The organism is Paenibacillus sp. Marseille-Q9583 (genome assembly GCF_976954365.1).
The window spans coordinates 1-18697 of sequence record NZ_CDRJTB010000075.1 but is presented as its reverse complement, the minus strand read 5'-3'; the positions used below and the strand labels follow the sequence as shown (position 1 = coordinate 18697).

General features: G+C 44.2%; 16 protein-coding genes and 8 tRNA genes. 7 read left to right on the top strand and 17 right to left on the bottom strand.

From position 1 onward, the window contains the following. Positions 1 to 66: 66 nt before the first annotated feature. From ACWNM1_RS25660 to ACWNM1_RS25640, 5 genes are all read right to left on the bottom strand, one after another. Positions 67 to 423: a hypothetical protein gene (locus ACWNM1_RS25660; RefSeq protein WP_449603155.1), complete on the bottom strand. Its 357-nt coding sequence runs from the start codon at positions 421 to 423 to the stop codon at positions 67 to 69. Between the two features lie 38 nt (positions 424 to 461). After that, positions 462 to 1490 (bottom strand): LacI family DNA-binding transcriptional regulator, encoded by a 1029-nt coding sequence (locus ACWNM1_RS25655; RefSeq protein ID WP_339800600.1) that lies wholly within the window; start codon positions 1488 to 1490, stop codon positions 462 to 464. A gap of 68 nt (positions 1491 to 1558) precedes the next feature. After that, a complete protein-coding gene (locus ACWNM1_RS25650) occupies positions 1559 to 3139 on the bottom strand; it encodes a DUF3502 domain-containing protein (RefSeq protein ID WP_076121420.1) in 1581 nt (526 codons plus the stop codon). Positions 3140 to 3216: 77 nt separating this feature from the next. Further along, a complete protein-coding gene (locus ACWNM1_RS25645; protein ID WP_197069743.1) occupies positions 3217 to 4113 on the bottom strand; it encodes a carbohydrate ABC transporter permease in 897 nt (298 codons plus the stop codon). Between the two features lie 28 nt (positions 4114 to 4141). Further along, complete coding sequence (locus ACWNM1_RS25640; RefSeq protein WP_449603164.1) at positions 4142 to 5086, bottom strand: ABC transporter permease; 945 nt, start codon at positions 5084 to 5086, stop codon at positions 4142 to 4144. A gap of 527 nt (positions 5087 to 5613) precedes the next feature. Between ACWNM1_RS25640 and bglX the strand changes: the two genes are divergently transcribed. From bglX to ACWNM1_RS25620, 4 genes are all read left to right on the top strand, one after another. After that, a complete protein-coding gene (gene bglX, locus ACWNM1_RS25635; RefSeq protein ID WP_449603154.1) occupies positions 5614 to 7773 on the top strand; it encodes a beta-glucosidase BglX in 2160 nt (719 codons plus the stop codon). 30 nt (positions 7774 to 7803) lie between these two features. Beyond that, positions 7804 to 8772, top strand: coding sequence for a metallophosphoesterase family protein (locus tag ACWNM1_RS25630; protein WP_449603153.1), 969 nt, complete (start codon positions 7804 to 7806; stop codon positions 8770 to 8772). A 191-nt stretch (positions 8773 to 8963) separates the two neighbouring features. Beyond that, a complete protein-coding gene (locus ACWNM1_RS25625) occupies positions 8964 to 9716 on the top strand; it encodes an exonuclease domain-containing protein (RefSeq protein WP_449603152.1) in 753 nt (250 codons plus the stop codon). A 127-nt stretch (positions 9717 to 9843) separates the two neighbouring features. Next, entirely contained in the window at positions 9844 to 10620 is a 777-nt protein-coding gene (locus ACWNM1_RS25620) for a MerR family transcriptional regulator (RefSeq protein WP_042185001.1), read from the top strand. Between the two features lie 81 nt (positions 10621 to 10701). On the opposite strand, the gene aroD is transcribed toward ACWNM1_RS25620, so the two are convergent. Both aroD and rbsK read right to left on the bottom strand, forming a co-directional pair. Continuing rightward, the gene (aroD, locus tag ACWNM1_RS25615; RefSeq protein ID WP_449603151.1) at positions 10702 to 11466 is read right to left on the bottom strand and encodes a type I 3-dehydroquinate dehydratase; all 765 of its coding nucleotides are present in this window, start codon (positions 11464 to 11466) and stop codon (positions 10702 to 10704) included. A gap of 45 nt (positions 11467 to 11511) precedes the next feature. Beyond that, positions 11512 to 12426, bottom strand: a complete 915-nt coding sequence (gene rbsK / locus ACWNM1_RS25610) for a ribokinase (protein WP_449603163.1) — start codon at positions 12424 to 12426, stop codon at positions 11512 to 11514. 277 nt (positions 12427 to 12703) lie between these two features. Between rbsK and glgP the strand changes: the two genes are divergently transcribed. Then, the gene (gene glgP, locus ACWNM1_RS25605) at positions 12704 to 14320 is read left to right on the top strand and encodes an alpha-glucan family phosphorylase (protein ID WP_449603150.1); all 1617 of its coding nucleotides are present in this window, start codon (positions 12704 to 12706) and stop codon (positions 14318 to 14320) included. Between the two features lie 249 nt (positions 14321 to 14569). Beyond that, positions 14570 to 16027 (top strand): catalase KatA, encoded by a 1458-nt coding sequence (gene katA / locus ACWNM1_RS25600; protein WP_449603149.1) that lies wholly within the window; start codon positions 14570 to 14572, stop codon positions 16025 to 16027. 156 nt (positions 16028 to 16183) lie between these two features. Here the strand turns inward: katA and ACWNM1_RS25595 are convergent, their stop codons facing one another. Beyond that, a complete protein-coding gene (locus ACWNM1_RS25595) occupies positions 16184 to 16378 on the bottom strand; it encodes a sporulation protein Cse60 (protein ID WP_042184993.1) in 195 nt (64 codons plus the stop codon). Positions 16379 to 16772: 394 nt separating this feature from the next. Between ACWNM1_RS25595 and ACWNM1_RS25590 the strand changes: the two genes are divergently transcribed. After that, a complete protein-coding gene (locus ACWNM1_RS25590; RefSeq protein WP_449603148.1) occupies positions 16773 to 17228 on the top strand; it encodes a GreA/GreB family elongation factor in 456 nt (151 codons plus the stop codon). Between the two features lie 100 nt (positions 17229 to 17328). On the opposite strand, the gene ACWNM1_RS25585 is transcribed toward ACWNM1_RS25590, so the two are convergent. From ACWNM1_RS25585 to ACWNM1_RS25545, 9 genes are all read right to left on the bottom strand, one after another. Further along, positions 17329 to 17793 (bottom strand): YdeI/OmpD-associated family protein, encoded by a 465-nt coding sequence (locus ACWNM1_RS25585; protein ID WP_449603147.1) that lies wholly within the window; start codon positions 17791 to 17793, stop codon positions 17329 to 17331. A gap of 102 nt (positions 17794 to 17895) precedes the next feature. Next, positions 17896 to 17966, bottom strand: a tRNA-Gly gene (locus ACWNM1_RS25580). A gap of 12 nt (positions 17967 to 17978) precedes the next feature. After that, a tRNA-Pro gene (locus tag ACWNM1_RS25575) sits at positions 17979 to 18052 on the bottom strand. A gap of 30 nt (positions 18053 to 18082) precedes the next feature. Continuing rightward, positions 18083 to 18159: transfer RNA gene (locus ACWNM1_RS25570), tRNA-Arg, on the bottom strand. An 8-nt stretch (positions 18160 to 18167) separates the two neighbouring features. Further along, a tRNA-Gly gene (locus ACWNM1_RS25565) sits at positions 18168 to 18242 on the bottom strand. Between the two features lie 6 nt (positions 18243 to 18248). Next, a tRNA-Leu gene (locus tag ACWNM1_RS25560) sits at positions 18249 to 18332 on the bottom strand. A 15-nt stretch (positions 18333 to 18347) separates the two neighbouring features. After that, positions 18348 to 18423 (bottom strand) — tRNA-Lys (locus tag ACWNM1_RS25555). Positions 18424 to 18430: 7 nt separating this feature from the next. Then, positions 18431 to 18505: transfer RNA gene (locus ACWNM1_RS25550), tRNA-Gln, on the bottom strand. 16 nt (positions 18506 to 18521) lie between these two features. Further along, positions 18522 to 18599 (bottom strand) — tRNA-Asp (locus tag ACWNM1_RS25545). Positions 18600 to 18697: the final 98 nt, after the last annotated feature.

The window sequence follows — 18697 nt, the reverse complement described above, 5'->3', positions numbered from 1 at the left end:
TGACCTCACCCTCCACTTCACTGTGGATTTTGAGGTCATTTTTGGGTTGTTACTATCTGATATCCTTTACACCGGATTAGGGACAAAACTGCCACCTCGGCAATACTTCAAATAATTTAGAGCATGTACTTGTCCAGTCATTTCTAGTTCACCCTGATAGACAGGATCATGCCAGCCTTCAATATCAATAGTTCCCTTATAGCCGGCTTGGCGCAGAATCGAGATGATATCCACCCAGTTCGTATCTCCGAAGCCAGGCGTCCGGTCCCACACATAAGACTTAGGTCCGTGAATTCCGTATTCCTTGACGATATCCCAGGCAATAGTGGCATCCTTGCCATGTACATGGAATACCTTATTCACCCATTTGCGTAGCTGTGGAATCGGATCAATGAGGCCTACTATTCTCAATGTGTCTTGCATTTGGGTTACCACTCCAGTGATAGCGTTTATAGTCAGTATTAAACCTTAAGTGTTTTGAGCATCTTGCAAGAGCCTCGCTTGAGCAATACCGCATCGTAGACAATATGCTGATGAGCTGACCGTCCAGAAATTAGATCAAACAGAACGCCCACACTGGATAAAGCCATTTCTGTACCCGGTTGGCTGATCGTATCAAGTGAAGGATGAAAATATTCAGCCATTTCGATCCCGTCAAAGCCAATGATTGAAATATCATCCGGAATAGACAACCCTGCGGTAAGCACCGCTTTGGCAGCACCGATAGCAATCGTGTCGGAGGCTGCAAATATTGCGGTTACTCCCTTATTCCTTTTAAGTAATCTTCGCGCTGCATCAAATCCAGAGCTAGGACTGTATTCACAATCCTCCACAAGCTGTGCATCATAAGGCAGATTATGTTCTTCCAGTGCTTTTTTGTAGCCCAAATAACGCCGGTTGCCTGTCGTTTCATCCAGTAATGGGGACTTGGCTAGAAAACCAATATTCTCATGTCCAAGTGATATCAAGTAATTGGTGGCCTTATAAGCTTCCTTCAATTCATTAATGGTGACACTAGAAAAGATATCAGGGTCCACCTCTTGTGTGGAGGTGATCGTCGTCAGTACAAAAGGAACCGTCAGTTGCTTGAATTTCTCTTCGGAATGATTGTAAGTTCCGCCCATGAAGATGATCCCGCATAGATTCTTTTCTTTGGTCAGCTGAATCGCCGCATTAATTTCATCCGTTCCATCCTCTACCTGATGAATGAGGAAAGGGTACCCTCGCAGATTAGCCTGCCGCTCGATTTCTTTGATCATATTAGAGAAGAACGGATTCGTAATCCCCTTAACCAAAAGTGCAATGTTCTTAGACTCCGTAGTTTTTAGATTTCTCGCATTGGAATTGGGAATGTAATTGTATTCCTTAACAACATTCAGAACCTTTTCCCGTGTAGCCTTGCTCACCAGCCCCTTATTGTTGATGACCCTGGAAACCGTCGAGATGCCCACACCGGAAATCCGCGCGATATCCTTGATATTTACGTCCACTATACTCCCCCACTTATGAATAAGGGAGCTATATGCTACTATAGCTCCCTCACACCTTTTAACGTTCTTTAGTTCACCGGAACGAACTCAGCCAATTGCTTTTCTACTTCGGCAATAACCTTGTCAATTCCTGCTTTTTTCAGTTGCTCACGGTAATCCGCTACAGCAGCTTTAGGATCTTTGCTTGTTTTACCAAGCATCAATTGAATACCAAGCTGAGAATTCACGTTGGAGATCGAAGCAATCTCTGTAGTAACATTCGCTGGATCGAAAGTAAAGCCGTTGTATGGATCATTGATAGCCACTTTATCCCACTCTGCGAACAGAGAGTTACGGATTGGGTTCTCTGTGTCCGTAGGAACTACGAATTTGTCATTACGAAGTGACCAAGCAGCGAAACCTCCGCCGTCTGTTTTTTCGTTGAAGCCTGCAGGCTGCTTTTTAACTCCATTTTCCATGACATATTGCTTACCTTCAATACCGTTTTGGATGAGGTTGTAGTAGCTTTCGTCAGTCATGAACTTCTCGATCACCATCAGAGAGCGCTCTGGATTCTCAGAGTTGACACTAATTACAGTAGAGTTATCAACACCCATTTTACGTTTAATCTTCTTGTTAGCTTCTGCAAAAGTATAGAAATCAGTTTCTACCTCTGGTAGTGCCGTCTTATCCCCGCCATATTGACCGAGCCAGTCTTGAGTATGCGTCAAGTAACCCGCGGAGTTTGCTGCTCTGAAGTTATCCTTGCTTCCAAGTGATGAGGACAGTACATCTTTGCCCCAGTATCCCTTGTCTGCCCATTCACGCATCTTCACAGCCCAATCTTCGAATTCTTGGGTGTAGGCTGGAGAGAACACTGTTTTGTAGTCCTCTGCGCTCTTAGTCACTAAATTGATTTCATTTGTTGAGATCCCTGGTGCATTAAGCCACTGACCAGTAGTATCTACGAGCATTCTGAACATATTTTGTGCATCTTCAGCTTTACCATTAATAGGCGGGAATGATTCATTGGCAACTACATTGTCCATGTATTTAACCATATCGTCGATAGATGCAATTTTTTCCATGCCGTATTTTTTTAGCAAGTCTACACGATAAGCATAACCGCTTGGTGTATATTCGCTATAAAGACTCGGAACACCATAGATTTTACCTTTGACCTTCGTATTTTCCCACACACTTGCTGGAATTTCTGCCTTCAGCTTAGGAGCAACTTTGTCGAGCATGTCAGTAATGTCTACCAATGCACCTTCACTTGCTAATGTATAGTAGTTTACCGGTGCTCCAGGAGAAGCATGTGACAAATCAAATGTTTCACCAGAAGCAAATAGCAATGGATATTTCGTTGCAATATCTGGCCAGTCGATATATTTAATTTCTAAAGTTGTATTGATATCTGCCTTGAGTTTTTTGTTAATCTCAGCTAGAATCGCCTTATTTTGAACACCTTCACTGCCCCACAAGTAGTACGTCAGCTTAGCTTCTTTGGAAGTATCGACTCCTCCTGTATTGTTAGCAGATGTTTCTGGTGATTTAGTAGCTGCTGCATCATTGCTAGAAGCATTGTCTTTGGATGATGAGCAAGCTGTAAGTGCCCCCGTAAGCATTAGGACAGCTAGTAAAGAAGACGCCGTTTTTTTACCTTTCATTAGGTAAACCTCCCTTTTTTTCTGTTAATAATGATTGCTTGATTTATAATAAACGCCCTATGAAAAGGAAACGTCCATTAACCCTTTACTGCCCCGATTGTGAGGCCTGTTACGAAGTAACGCTGCACAAATGGATATAGAAGAATAATAGGTCCAGTAGCTAGCACAGCTGTAGCCATTTTAATGGATTGCGTCGGAAGATCAGCAGTATTGATTACCGCCCCCGAATTGACTAGCGCTCCGAGATTCGCCTGATTGACCATTCGCTGCAAGAAGTATTGAAGCGGATACTTCGTCGGATCGTCAATATACAACATTCCGTTATACCATTCATTCCAAAAGCCCAGTGCCGAGAACAATCCAATCGTAGCTAAGGATGGAACTGCTAGTGGAATGAATATCCGCCAATAGATGCGGAAGTCACCGGCGCCGTCAATTGTAGCGGATTCATATAGAGAATCCGGAATAGCTTTCATAAAGTTACGCATTAGGAAGATGGACCAAGCGCCCACTACACCCGGAAGGATCATGGCGAATAAGCTGTCCTTCATATGAAGATGTTTGACCATCAGGATATACGTTGGAATCAAACCACCGCTGAAAAGCGTTGTAAAGTAAATCATAAAGGAGAAGAAATTACGATATTTGAAATCTTTTCGGTTAAGTACGAACCCAGCCATTGACATCATGAATAGTCCAAGTACCGTACCTACTACGGTGATAAAAATCGTAACCTGATAAGCACTTACTAGTTTGCCAGAGTTATTTAACAGCAATTCATAAGCCTTTATTGAGAATTCCTTTGGCCAGAGCTTATAGCCTTCACGGACAATTTCCTGTTCATTCATGAACGAGGAAGAGATCATTAATGCAAAAGGAAATACACAAAATAGTGCAAAGATTGTAATGCAGAGATAGCTGACCGCTTTAATGAGAATACTGCCAGAATCCTGCTTGATTTTTGATTGTTCCACTGATATCACCCCTATTTCGTTTCTGAATTTAGAATAATGCGCTGTCTGGTTCGACCTTACGAACAATAAAGTTTATCACCAGTACCAGAATCAGACCGAATAAGGATTGATAGAAGCCGACTGCCGCACCCATGGAGAAGTTGAATTGCCCCACTAATGAACGGAAGACATAGGTATCAATGATATCCGTCTGCGGATACAGCACGGAGTTAGTACCAATCAGGTTGTAGAATAGGTCGAAGGAGCCTTTAAGAATGCCACCCAATCCGAACAACAGCAATAGAATAAAAGTAGGCTTCAGAATTGGAAGAGTCATGTAGCGAATCCGCTGCCAGGTCGTAGCCCCATCCATATAGGCCGCCTCATACAAATCATGATTAATTCCTGTAATGGTTGCCAAATAGACAATCATACCGTATCCAGTTCCAGCCCAAATCTTAAAGGCAACAATGATATACTTCCAAATCCCAGGATCAGAGTAAAATTCATAACGATCTAACCCCAAGCTTACAAACATCGTATTAATAAAACCTGAGTTGAAGTTGAACAAGTTGTAGGCAAATACACCGACGATAACCATTGAGATAAAGTTTGGAAGAAGAATGACGGACTGCGTTATCTTCTTGAACCACTTACCTGCTATTTCAGATAACATAATGGCGAAAATGATTTGAATAATATTCCCCAAGGCAAGAAATACAACATTGTAGAGTAGTGTATTTTTTGTAATATTCCAGAGATCACCGTTTTGAAACAGGAACTCAAAGTTCTTAAGGCCAATGAAATTACTACCGAAAATACCCTTATTGAGCTTGTAATCTACGAATGCGACGTAAGCGCCAGGCATTACCGCATAGTGAAAAATAATGAAGTATAGTATTACAGGCAGCAACATTAGAAAAAGAACTTTGTTCTTAATGACTTCCCGGAAAATATTTCCTCCCGCAAGCTTAATTCTAGCCAATGAGCCCACCTCCAATTTGAAAGATGCATTTCGTCACATGCATAATTTAGCTTCCTTTCTTGTCCCGCAACCAGTATGAAACTGCTTGCTCATCCTTTATGATAAAGCGTATCGGATGATATAGAAACGTTTCCATAATTTCTTTGAAACTCCCTGTACGAAAATCATACTCCCTAGATGTATGCGCTGTCAATTCATTTTATTTTTGATTTTCTAGTAATAAAAATCACAATTAACATCCCATATATAGTGAATCGATCGATTTCACGAAGATAATTGACTTTTTATGGTCTTCGGACTAAGATCGGTATGTATCGTTAATGGAAACGTTTCTATTTGTTCTTTCACAGACATGTCAGTCTTATATATGATGTCTGACAATGAACTCCCCCGTTCTTATCTATTTCATGTCTCATCCAATTATATTTATCTGCGTGTGCACAGCGGCGAACTCAAATAGCAAGCGCTTTCTTATTGGTATAGCACATCTATTTGTCACAATAACTTTCAATGCGCTCACGAGGAAGGTGTTAACCATGACTAAACTGTTTATCCAAGATCTTGTGAACGATATGACGCTAGAAGAAAAGCTGGCCCAATTAACCCAGCTAGGCCCTCACTATTGGGGTTTGGATGATACCGTAGATTTAACCGGTCCATTCAAGGAATTGAACATTAAGCCGCAGGTAATGCAGGACATCGGAAGCGTTCTGAACGGCATTGGAGCCAGGAATGTGATTGATCTACAGACCCGGCATTTGCAAGCCAGCCGTCAGAAAATCCCCTTACTCTTCATGGCGGATGTGATTCATGGTTACAGAACGATCCTACCGATCCCGCTTGCGATAGGTTGTAGCTTTGACATGGAGGCCTGTGAAAGGTTCGCTGAAATTGCAGCCAAGGAGAGCGCGGCTGCCGGTATTCACCTCACTTTCTCGCCTATGACGGATCTTGTACGCGATCCGCGCTGGGGACGGGTGATGGAGACATCCGGTGAGGACCCTTATCTGAATGCTCGTGTAACTGAGAGCATGGTACGGGGTTATCAGGGCAAAGACCTAAAAGAAAAAGGCCGTATCGCTGCCTGTGTGAAGCACTTCGCTGGTTATGGCGCTCCCGAAGGCGGTCGAGAATACAATACGGTGGATATGTCCCTCGGCGTATTACGTGAGTTCTATCTACCAGCCTATAAAGCTGCTGTAGATGCTGGTGTAGCCATGGTGATGGCCGCATTCAATACGATTGATCGTATACCTGCAAGCGGTAATTCCAAACTTCTCCGCGGGATTCTGCGTGAGGAATGGGGCTTCAATGGCGTTACCATCGCCGATTTCAATTCCGTAAACGAACTAATCCCCCATGGCGCTGCCGAAGATGGTCGTGAAGCAGCGGAGAAAAGTCTGGCTGCCGGACTAGATATTGAAATGATGTCCACCCATTATCTAAACCACGGTGCTGCTCTCGTCGAGGAAGGCAAGCTTGATATCTCCTTGATTGATGAAGCCGTTATCCGGGTGCTAGAACTCAAGGACGCTCTTGGCTTGTTTGACAATCCATTCAAGGATGCAGATCCACTAGTAGATGAGGCGCCTACGCCGAGTGTGGAGCATTTGCAAGCCGCGCGAGAGCTCGGTGCCAGCTCAGTGGTGCTGCTGAAAAATGACAATGATGCTCTGCCCCTTAAACGCGGCATGAAGATTGGTATGGCAGGTCCCTTCGCCACCTCCATTCATGTTCTAGGAGGCTGGTCTGGAACGGAAAAAGATCCTGCAGTATCACTCTACAATGGCGTTTCTCAAAAAACATGTGCCGCAGATATTATTACGGCCATGACTGGTGAGCTGGGAAGCATGCTAGAGGGTGTCTTTGATGTGGAGGATGAAATCGAAGTAGCCTTCCAGCGCCTAAAAGATTGCGATGTAATTCTCGCTGCTGTCGGTGAGAATCAGCAGGATACCGGGGAAGGCGGAAGCAAAACCAATTTGCGGTTGTCGACCAATCAGGAGAAGCTGATCTGGCGTCTGAAAGATACCGGAAAAAAGATTGTTACCATTGTATTTAGCGGCCGACCGCTGGAACTAAAGCCTGTTCTTGAGGCCAGCGATGCTTTACTGCAAGCCTGGTTTCTGGGTACAGAATCCGGAAATTCATTAGCTGATGTGCTGTTCGGAGATTATAATCCGTCCGCTCGTTTATCTATGAGCTTCCCTTACTCGGTTGGTCAAATTCCTGTTTATTACAATGCCTATCAGACGGGACGTCCCTATGATCCCCTATATCCCAATGTGCGTTATGTAACCCGATATCTGGATTGCCCTAATGACCCTCTTTTCTGTTTTGGCTATGGTCTGAGCTATTCCAGTTTTGATTACAGCAACTTCAATGTTGATGCTAAGGGTCGGATTGTTGCCTCCATTGAAGTGGAGAATACTTCAGACATCGCCGGCAAGGAAACCGTTCAACTCTATATCCATGACGTTAGCGCAAGTGTCGTACGCCCGGTCAAGGAGCTGAAAGCCTTCCGACAAATTACACTCGCAGCGCATGAGAAACAAGTGGTTTCTTTCGAGATCACTAGAGAAATGCTGATGTTCTACGGAAAAGATGATCAAATGGTCTTCGAACCCGGGGAATTTGATATTATGATTGGTAGGAACTCCGGAGATCATTTCACCCAGCAGATCTGGATCGACTAACTATATTAGACAGTAAGGGAGATAACCCCAATGAGACACAGCTTATCATTTCAGCAAGATGGAACCTTGAAAATTGTACAGTTCACTGATCTTCACTGGATGGATGGAAGAGCCGAAGATCAGCGTACCCGGGAACTCATGGAACGTGTTCTAGAAGCAGAACAACCTGATCTTGTGGTCTTCACGGGAGATCTAATTTACACTGCCCCTGTCTCTCCTGGCGAAAAGGCGTGTGAAGACCCTGCCCAAGCATTTCGGGATGCTGTCGCTGCTGTAGAAAAAACAGGTACCCCTTGGGCCTTCGTATTTGGTAACCATGATACAGAAACCCTGATCTCCCGCAGTGAATTGATGCAGATTGCATTAGAACATCCCCACTGTCTGGCCGAAGCCGGTCCAGAGGATCTTGAAGGTACAGGCAATTACACGCTTGAAATAATAGATCAGAATGGCCAAGCAGCCGCTGTCCTTTATTTTGTTGACTCGGGCAGTTACTCCGAGATGGAGCATATCCCAGGCTACAATTGGATTAACCGGAATCAAATCAACTGGCTAACTGCTGAATCGGCTCGGGTGAATCCTAAAACTGCTGAGAACAGGCTACCTGCATTGGCTTTCTTCCATATCCCGATTCCGGAATATCGTGAGGTCTGGTCTACACAAGTCTGTCATGGGTATAAGTATGAGCGTGTATGCTCACCTGAGGTTAACTCGGGATTATTCTCGGCTTTGCTTGAAATGGGTGATGTGCTTGGCACCTTCTGCGGACATGACCATATCAATGATTTTACGGGCAGCCTGCATGGCATACGTCTTTCCTATGGCCGTGCTACCGGCTACAATACTTATGGAAAAGAAGGCTTTATGCGGGGCGCACGCGTCATCAGACTGACCCAAGGCACCCAAGACTTCGATACCTGGCTTCGTCTTGAAGACGGATCTGTCCTGCTGGAACAGCCAATTCATCAGCCTGAACCTGCTGCCGGTTCAGAACATTAATCCTCTTACTTTATTGTCTGCAATCTTTTTGCTCATTAATAGTTATAAAAAGAACCCGCATAGTGCTGGTTCTTTTTTATGTTCCAATATTAGCTTGTTCCCATACTCCCCATTACATCGCTTTTTTTGTTAAAATAGAGTAGTCGACGTTAAGCACTACAGCGTCAGTCATGGAACGGAGGCAAGTACCTGTGGATTATATTATTCTGGACATCGAATTCAACGGCCGTAAGTTTGCCAGCGAGCACCCTATGGAGGTCATTGAGATTGGAGCTGTCCGGTTAGACTCTTCATTGCAGTATAAGGATGAATTTTCTTCCTTGATCAAACCCATATATTTCTCCACCCTTAATTCTTTCATTAAGAAAAAAACCGGTATCCCTCAAGAGGAAATCGATATCGCAGCCCGCTTTCCGAAAGTTATCACTGCGTTTAGAGAGTGGCTTGATCTAAGTACGGGCGGAGTGCTGCTGCTTACTTGGGGCGGCGAGGATATGAAGCGAATCATTCAGGATGTGCGTATGCACAAAATGGACGATTCCTACTGGATGTCCGCTACTTATTTTGATTTACTGAAGGGTGTGCTGCGAGCTCGCGGCCTAAGCAATGATATCAGTGTCGAAGGCGCGATGGCTTTATTTGAACTTGAACCGTCTGGATCTGCTCACCGTGCGTTGGATGACGCCAAGATGACTTCGGAAATCTTCCGCGCTGTGTTTAAAGATCTGGATTTTGAGCGCTCACAGCATTACGTAGATACCTTTTCTAATGCCAAAGAACGCAAGACGGTCAAAGTCGCCATTAAAGCGATGAACTCACAAAAAATAGTACCTACCTGGGACCTTGTTCTCGAACACTACTTCTCAGACAAAACCACCCTAGCTGATCCTCGAAAATTAGAGGAATTACAAAATTATTTTGCGGCACAGATGGGTCAAAAATAACTTCAAACATCAGCAAATCATAGCAGCGGCAGTCTTCCCAATGATCTTCAGCGGGTAACTGCCGCTGTTTTGGATACGCTAAAAAAACATTTGACCTTCACGCTACGTAAAGGTGTACATTAAATTTGTGGGAGGTGATACTACGGAATACACAGTACAGAAGCTCGCTGAGCTAGCTGGAATCAGTACGCGAACCCTGCGCTACTACGACGAGTTTGGCATTCTTAAGCCGGCGAGAATCAACTCCTCGGGGTATCGTATCTATGGCCGCACCGAAGTAGATCTACTACAGCAAATTTTATTTTATCGAGAGCTTGGCTTAAGTCTGGAACGTATCAAAGCTATTATGACTGAACCGTCATTCGACGGAGCCAAAGCGCTACGGGAGCATCATGACAAGTTGCTTGAAAAGAGACATCAATTAGATCTACTAATCGCTAACGTCGAACAGACGCTGGCTCACCAAGAAGGGAGAATGACTATGAGTGACGCTGAGAAATTCGAAGGCTTTAAGCAAAAACTGGTAGAGGATAACGAGAAGAAATACGGTCAAGAAATACGGGAGAAATATGGGGACAGCACCGTAGAACAATCCAACAAGAAGCTTAAAGGTATGACAGAAGAACAATATGCGGCTATACAGCAGCTTGAGGAGGAAATGTTCGAGACGCTCTTGCAAGCGATGGAGCATGGAGATCCTGCCAGTGTATTGGCGCAAAAAAGTGCTGATCTACACCGCCAGTGGCTCTCCTTCTACTGGGATTCCTATTCCAAAGAGGCACATGCCGGTGTCGCGCAAATGTATGTGGATGATGAACGTTTTACCAAGTACTACGACAAGCATCGCCCTGGACTTGCAGCGTTCCTAAGAGATGCCGTTCACGTATACACGGGAACAAAATAATAAAATAGAAATAGAGCGGCACCGGAAATCCGGTCGCCGCTCTATTTCTATTATCCGGAACCTCACTGATAGCTCTAGCTCCTATAGACTACGATGCAGCAGCGACAGTACATTTCGCAGCTCAACCACAGCTACCTGTCCAGGCGCAGAGGGCTTATGCGCCGCTCCAAAGGTAAGCGCTGAACCGAATATTTCACCGGCTAGACGGCTAATTACCCCAGTTCCTGCCATGGACATTGTAATAATCGGGCGATCTGCATATTGTTCTTTCATCATATGGGTAGCTTCTAGTAAAGTCAGTACATCCCCCGCATCCTGAGGCATCACCGCAATTTTAGGCAAGTCCCCACCAAGCTCCTGTGCCTTGCGTAGTCGCGAGATGATCTCCTCTTGTGAAGGTGTTCCATGAAAATCATGATTTGAGATAATGACAGACACGTTATGAGTATGAGCAGTCTCGACTAGTAGCTTTACATCCTGTTCCTCATTGAATAATTCAACATCAATTATATCTACTAGACCACTTTCAGCAGCAGCTATATTCAATGCTATGTAATATTCCGTGCTAACCTGCTTCTCGCCGCCTTCTTTGGCACTCCGAAAAGTAAAAATCAGCGGTAACTCCGGAATTATAGAATGGATTTCTTTTAGTGCTGACTTGACCGCCTCTACGTCTTCAACTTCATCAAAAAAATCCGTCCGCCACTCCACTAAATCGGGACTAAGCTCTTTTAATGATTCGGCTTCCTGTTTCAGTTCAGATAAAGTAGCTCCAATCAACGGAACACATATTTTAGGGATTCCTTCGCCAATGATCACATTTTTAACGATTACTGTTCTGCTCATTATTTCAGCCCCTTATCCAGTCGTCTGCTATAGATTCTGTATTGTTTATTTTACTGCCGATACATGTTTTAGAAACTGTTCAACCTCTGATAACAGCGGCAGCGACGGGATCGCGCCTTCTTTCCCTACAGCCAGTGCTCCAACAGCATTAGCGAAGCTCACTGCTTCTTCCAAAGTTTTGCCTAAGACCAATTGCTGGGCTAATGCCCCATTAAATGAGTCTCCGGCAGCAACCGTGTCTATCGCCTTGACCGGGAATCCAGGAACTGACTTAGCGCCTTCAGCATTAACGATCAGTGCGCCTTTAGATCCCAAGGTTACGATCACATTTTTAACACCTTTTTGCAGCAAAATACGGGCTGCCTGCTCAGCAGTCTCTAAACTATCTACCGTCATCCCAGTCAAAATTCCCGCTTCTGTCTCATTAGGTGTCAGATAGGATACTTGACCCAGCATCTCGTCTTTAAGCACTCTAGCTGGTGCTGGATTCAGGATGACCGGAATTCCATGACGATGTGCAATGGCAATAGCATGCTCACTCATCGCCAGTTCCATTTCAAGCTGCATCACAATCATCTCAGCCTGGCATATTACAGTCTCTAACGCCTGTATATCCTCTGCAAAAAGGTCAATATTCGCTCCGGGTACAACGATAATCCGATTCTCTCCATCTTCTTCAATAACGATTGAAGCTACACCTGTTGCCTCAGTTTCACTAACTGAGATATGTTCTATATGAATACCTTCCTGCTTAATAATCTCCAGCATTTCGCTTCCAAAGGTATCTTTTCCGACGCTGCCGATCATACTAACTTCAGCACCCAGACGTGCTGCGGCAACGGCTTGATTCGCTCCCTTTCCACCGGGAGATAGAGCAAATGCTTGTCCCATAAGCGTTTCCCCTGCATTCGGTGCCCGGTTCGTACGTACTACCATATCCATATTTAAGCTTCCAATCACAACTATACCCAACTTAAACACCACCAATAATTATTTCTTCAATCTCTTTATCTTAGGGTCTTCCCTTCACATTATCAATCACTTCCGTTGATTTTGCCCCTAATTGGCTATTTTCACTAAATTGACGTTATGCTTTTGTAGATAAAGTGTGCTAGAATGATGGTGCAATCGCTTCCACAACGATTGATGACTGTTTTTTGAGCAAACGTTTGCATCGTAGATAATGCCAGCAGCTTTACTGCAATTCAATCTAATCCGCGATTAGGAGGCTTATCAAGTGAACGAACAAAAATTACCATCAGTAGCTTATTTCAGCATGGAGTACGGGTTACATTCCGATTTTAAAATGTATGCCGGAGGGCTTGGAATTCTCGCCGGTGACTACATTAAGGGAGCTAAAGACATCAATGCTCCTATCATCCCAATCGGGCTGAAGTGGAAACAAGGTTATACGGATCAAAAAATTGATGCGAACGGTAATCCATACGACTCCTATCACAATTATGTTTATGATTTTCTTGAAGATACAGGGGTGAAGGTAACCGTAAAAGTCAGAAAGACCGATGTGGTGTGCAAAGTATGGAAGACTGATTATTTTGGCAACAGCACGTTGTATTTACTGGATACGGATATCCCCGAGAATAATGATGCTTGGATTACTGGACAATTGTACGGCTGGTTCGGTGAGGAACGGATTGCTCAAGAGATCGTACTCGGGATCGGCGGAGTAAAAGCTATGCGTGCTCTGGGCATTCCGATTGATGTCTATCATTTCAATGAAGGCCATGCAGCCTTAGCAGCCATCGAGCTCATTCGTGAGAAGATGTCCGGAGGCAGCACCTTTGAGGAAGCTTGGAAAGCTACTCGGGAAGAGGTTGTGTTCACTACACATACGCCGATAAAAGAAGGCAACGAAACCCATCCGCTCGACCGCTTAGAGTATATGAGTGCATTCAATGGCTTAACCCGCGACCAGATGGAGCGTATCGGTGGTGAGCCGTTCAACATGACGGTTGCCGGTCTGCGACTCTCCCGTATTTCCAATGCAGTGGCTCAGCTTCATGCGGATACAGCCAATAAGATGTGGAAAGAGGTTGCCGGAAGATCGGACATCATTGGCATAACTAATGCCATTCATACCCCTACCTGGGTAGATGAAAGAATGACACAAGCCTATAAACAAAATGACGATTTATGGGCAGTGCATAAGGAAATTAAGGGTGAACTGATTAATTTCATCAAAGAACGGTCCGGCATTAGTCTAAATGCTGACAATCTACTCATTGGCTTCTCACGCAGAGCTGCTCCTTATAAACGCAGTGACCTGATCTTCTCGCAGCCGGAAATTATTGAGCCTTATCTGGAGTCCGGCAAAATACAAATCGTCTTCTCCGGCAAAGCCCATCCTCTCGATGATAACGGCAAAAAAATCGTAAGCAATTTAGTGGCGATGATGAAAAAATATCCGAAGAGTGTTGTCTTCTTGGAGAATTACGATATGACTATCGGCGCACAGCTGACACGCGGTTCTGATATTTGGCTCAACAATCCGCGTAGACCACTGGAAGCAAGTGGTACCTCCGGGATGAAGGCAGCCATGAACGGCGTATTGAACTGCTCTATTCTAGATGGCTGGTGGCCGGAAGCCTGTTTAGATGGCGAGAATGGCTGGCAGATCGGAGACGGCTTCGAGACTACTGACTTCGAGGTTCTGGATAAGCATGATAGTGATGCGCTATACGACACCCTATTGAATCGAGTACTCCCAACCTATTATGAGAATCGTGAACAGTGGGTACAAATGATGAAGAAGAGTATCGAAACCACTCGCACCGAATTTGCCACCAAAAGAATGCTGGATGAATACTATAACAGAATGTACATTAAAAACTAAGTACAGAAAACGGATATTCCTATATCAAAATAGAACAGCGCACCCTCCAGTGATGGTAGAGGTGCGCTGTTTCTTTTTAACTCTGCTTAGTAATTAATCACTCTATCTATCATATATATCTGAATGGGACGACGATTTCCACATACTGTGATGTGTCAATTATTCAAAAAGTGTTGCATTTTCCCCAAAAAACATTAATATAGAACTTATACTAAATCTAAAATCAAATCTTACGAGGTGATTCTATTAATGAGCTCCAATAATAATAATCTTACGACCAGCTGGGGTGCTCCAGTAGGCGACAATCAAAATTCAATGACAGCCGGTGATCGTGGTCCTACTTTGCTGCAAGATGTCCATCTGCTTGAAAAATTAGCCCACTTTAACAGAGAACGTGTTCCTGAACGTGTCGTTCATGCTAAGGGTGCTGGCGCTCATGGGTATTTTGAGGTCACTCAGGATTTAACTCAATATACAAAAGCAAATTTTTTATCTGAGGTTGGCAAGCGTACCCCAATGTTCATCCGTTTCTCAACGGTAGCTGGGGAGCTAGGTTCTGCTGATACTGTAAGAGACCCACGTGGTTTTGCTGTGAAGTTCTATACCGAAGAAGGAAACTATGATCTCGTAGGTAACAATACACCTGTATTCTTCGTTCGTGATGCAATCAAGTTCCCCGACTTTATTCATACACAGAAGCGTGATCCACAGACACACTTAAAGAACCCTAATGCGGTTTGGGACTTCTGGTCTTTATCGCCGGAATCTCTACATCAGGTTACGATTTTGATGTCAGATCGCGGAATTCCAGCTACGCTAAGACATATGCACGGGTTCGGAAGCCACACCTTCAAATGGGTAAATGCCGAAGGCAATGCCGTCTGGGTGAAATATCATTTCAAAACAGAACAAGGCATTAATAACCTTGCTCCAGATCTTGCCGCCAAAATAGCTGGGGAGAACCCAGATTATCATACAGAAGACTTGTTCAATGCTATTGATAAAGGAGATTTCCCAGCGTGGAAGCTCTACGTACAGATTATGCCGATCGAAGATGCGAACACTTACCGCTTTGATCCATTCGATGTAACCAAAGTATGGTCGCAAAAAGATTATCCATTAATTGAGGTTGGCCGCATGGTACTGGATCGCAATCCAGAGAACTACTTTGCGGAAGTAGAGCAAGTTACGTTCTCTCCTGGCTCTTTCGTCCCTGGTATTGAAGCTTCTCCTGATAAATTGCTACAGGGTCGACTGTTTGCTTACGGCGATGCTCATCGTCACCGTGTAGGTCCCAACCATAACAGCCTGCCTATCAACCGTCCAAAAGTAGAAGTGAAGAACTATCAACGTGACGGTGGCATGGCACTCGGTAACAATGGCGGATCCGGTGCCTATTACGAACCTAACAGCTTAGGTGGACCTAAGGAAGCACCACAGTACAAAACATCACCTTTCGAAGTATCTGGAAATGCCGACAGTGTCTCCTACAATAGTGATGACCATTATACACAACCTGGTGACTTGTATCGTCTGATGAGTGAAGAAGAACGTACCCGTCTTGTTCAAAATATCGTAGGCGCTATGACACCAGTTGAAAGTAACGATATTAAACTTCGTCAAATTGTTCATTTCTATAAAGCTGATCCGGAATTGGGACAGCGTGTTGCATCCGGCTTAGGATTATCCGTTCCAGACGGAATATAAGACTGTAATTGCACTTATACAATCAAAGAGGACCTTTACCCGTAAATGGGAAAGGTCCTCTTTGTTCATAAGAAAAGCTAAAACATATAATATATAAGAACGATCACGATGCATAGCGTGGAGACAACAGATAAGCACGAAAAAAAAGTATTCCAGTTATTGCCCTTCATTTGTCTTATACACGACCAGTATACTGCTTCTTTGATGCTCTGCCCCATCACGTGAAGATTTAACTACCGAACCGTAACAGATATTCACAACCTGTTCCTCACGCAGCCCTGCCAAGAACTCATTAGCCTTATTCTCAGCATACGAATTATCAGCATCTACAAACTCTTTTACTTGAATCATCCTGATCTCTCCTTTAATTAATTATAGTTACTTTTTATGTCTAGATTCTATAGGTGAACTCAACGAAATGTACATGGCGTATCACTCCCCTGGTAACATTTAATGTAAAATTATCTTCGAAATATAGTATAGGCATTCCGCAGTTTTCTACGAAATGCCTATAACATCAGCCTATCATAGCACCCAACTATACAATAGTCAAACGTTTTAAATACAATATTTAGTAAGAATTTATTGCCTTTGCAAAATGGATTGGATTTACATATAGAAGCTGTTATACTGATCAGAAGGTTCCCTCTAGGGGACCTCTATTTGTATAGGAGGGATTTTAATATGGCAACGCGTCATAACAAATTTGCAAAGAATGTGCTACTTAGAGGGGGTGAAATCTACTATGAACCATAGTCTAATTTATGAAGGCTCAAGGACACAACTGGTCCAGCAGCTTATTTATTTTGATGAGGAAAAAATCGCATTTCTAAATCAGTATTTCCCGGAACGAAGCAAACAAAGAAGTAATGCTGAAACGCTGTTGTCCCGTTATTGCTCCGAGCTGGAACAGTTACTTTCCCGTTTCAATGGTGAAGAATTGAATTCACTCGTATTGATTGGAAGTCAGCTTCAGCTACGCTACTTAGACGACAATACTACAGATACCTACATCATCGTATTTCCAAACCAGGCAGAACCCAATGATAACAAGATTTCAATGTTCTCGCCTATTGGCATGCAGTTGCTGTTAGCTCAGATCGGCAGTACATGTCAGCTAGCTATTCCTTCAGGTGAGTTATCAGTAAAAATCGAAAGTATTAAGTTTGTGAATTGTGGTGAGGTAGCCGTTCTTATTTAAGCCCACTCGCACAGATCACCAACATTAACAGCGTCCCTTTCCAGTCTTATGGAAGAGGACGCTGTTCATCTATTCAGCCTGATAAACACTCTTCATACTTTTATTTGAGCCTCAATCCTTCACCCAGTTTACTGACTGATTTTTCGATACGAGATACTCTGGTTTCAGGTCTTTTCGCCGCTTCGATCCAAGATACATATTCCTTCTGATAAGAATAAGCCAGACCGTTATAATAAGCTTCTGCCTGCTCATAGCTACTCAGCGCATCAAGGAAATCCTCTGGGGCTTCTACCTCCCGTAATTGATGATCTTGCTCCATCGTCACCTGCACGATATCACCGGGTTGAACTTTGGCTAGATCACGTAGTTCTTTCTTTACCACCATAAAATGCTTTCCGTTTCCGTGGGGCATAAGCGTTCCTCTATAGGGGATTCCATTTACACTTCCTTTTACCTGTATTCTGGACTTTGTTTCAAATATTTGTTCGGCATCAAAAGGGACGTTAAGATAAGTCCAGCTCCCACTTGCATCAGGTCGCACTAATTTAGCTTCAAATTCAAACATTGCTACCTCCTCAACTAAAAGCCCTAATTTCTATTGTATCCATATGAATGTAACTATACAAAAAAACACCTGCCTATAATAGACAGGTGTTTCTTAATTATAAGCGGGTGATGGGAATCGAACCCACGCTATCAGCTTGGAAGGCTGAAGTTCTACCATTGAACTACACCCGCAAAGGTATAAAATCGGGATGACACGATTTGAACATGCGACCCCCTGGTCCCAAACCAGGTGCTCTACCAAGCTGAGCTACATCCCGTCAAAACATGTAATTACTTATTAATAAAAATGGCGCGCCCTGAGAGATTCGAACTCCCGGCCTTTTGATTCGTAGTCAAACGCTCTATCCAGCTGAGCTAAGGGCGCAAAAATTATGGAGCGGAAGACGGGAATCGAACCCGCGACCCTCGCCTTGGCAAGGCGATGCTCTACCGCTGAGCCACTTCCGCAAAATATGGTGCGCGTGAAGGGACTTGAACCCCCACGTCGTGAAACGCCAGATCCTAAGTCTGGTGCGTCTGCCATTCCGCCACACGCGCACACTTTAAAAATAATGGTGAGCCATGAAGGACTCGAACCTTCGACACCCTGATTAAAAGTCAGGTGCTCTACCAACTGAGCTAATGGCTCTCATAAATGGCTGGGGATATAGGATTTGAACCTATGCATGACGGAGTCAAAGTCCGTTGCCTTACCGCTTGGCTAATCCCCAACAATAATTAACTAAATGGCGGAACCGACGAGATTCGAACTCGCGATCTCCTGCGTGACAGGCAGGCATGTTAGGCCAACTACACCACGGTTCCAAAGACATAATGCATAAGTGAAAATTGGTTGCGGGGGCAGGATTTGAACCTGCGGCCTTCGGGTTATGAGCCCGACGAGCTACCGGGCTGCTCCACCC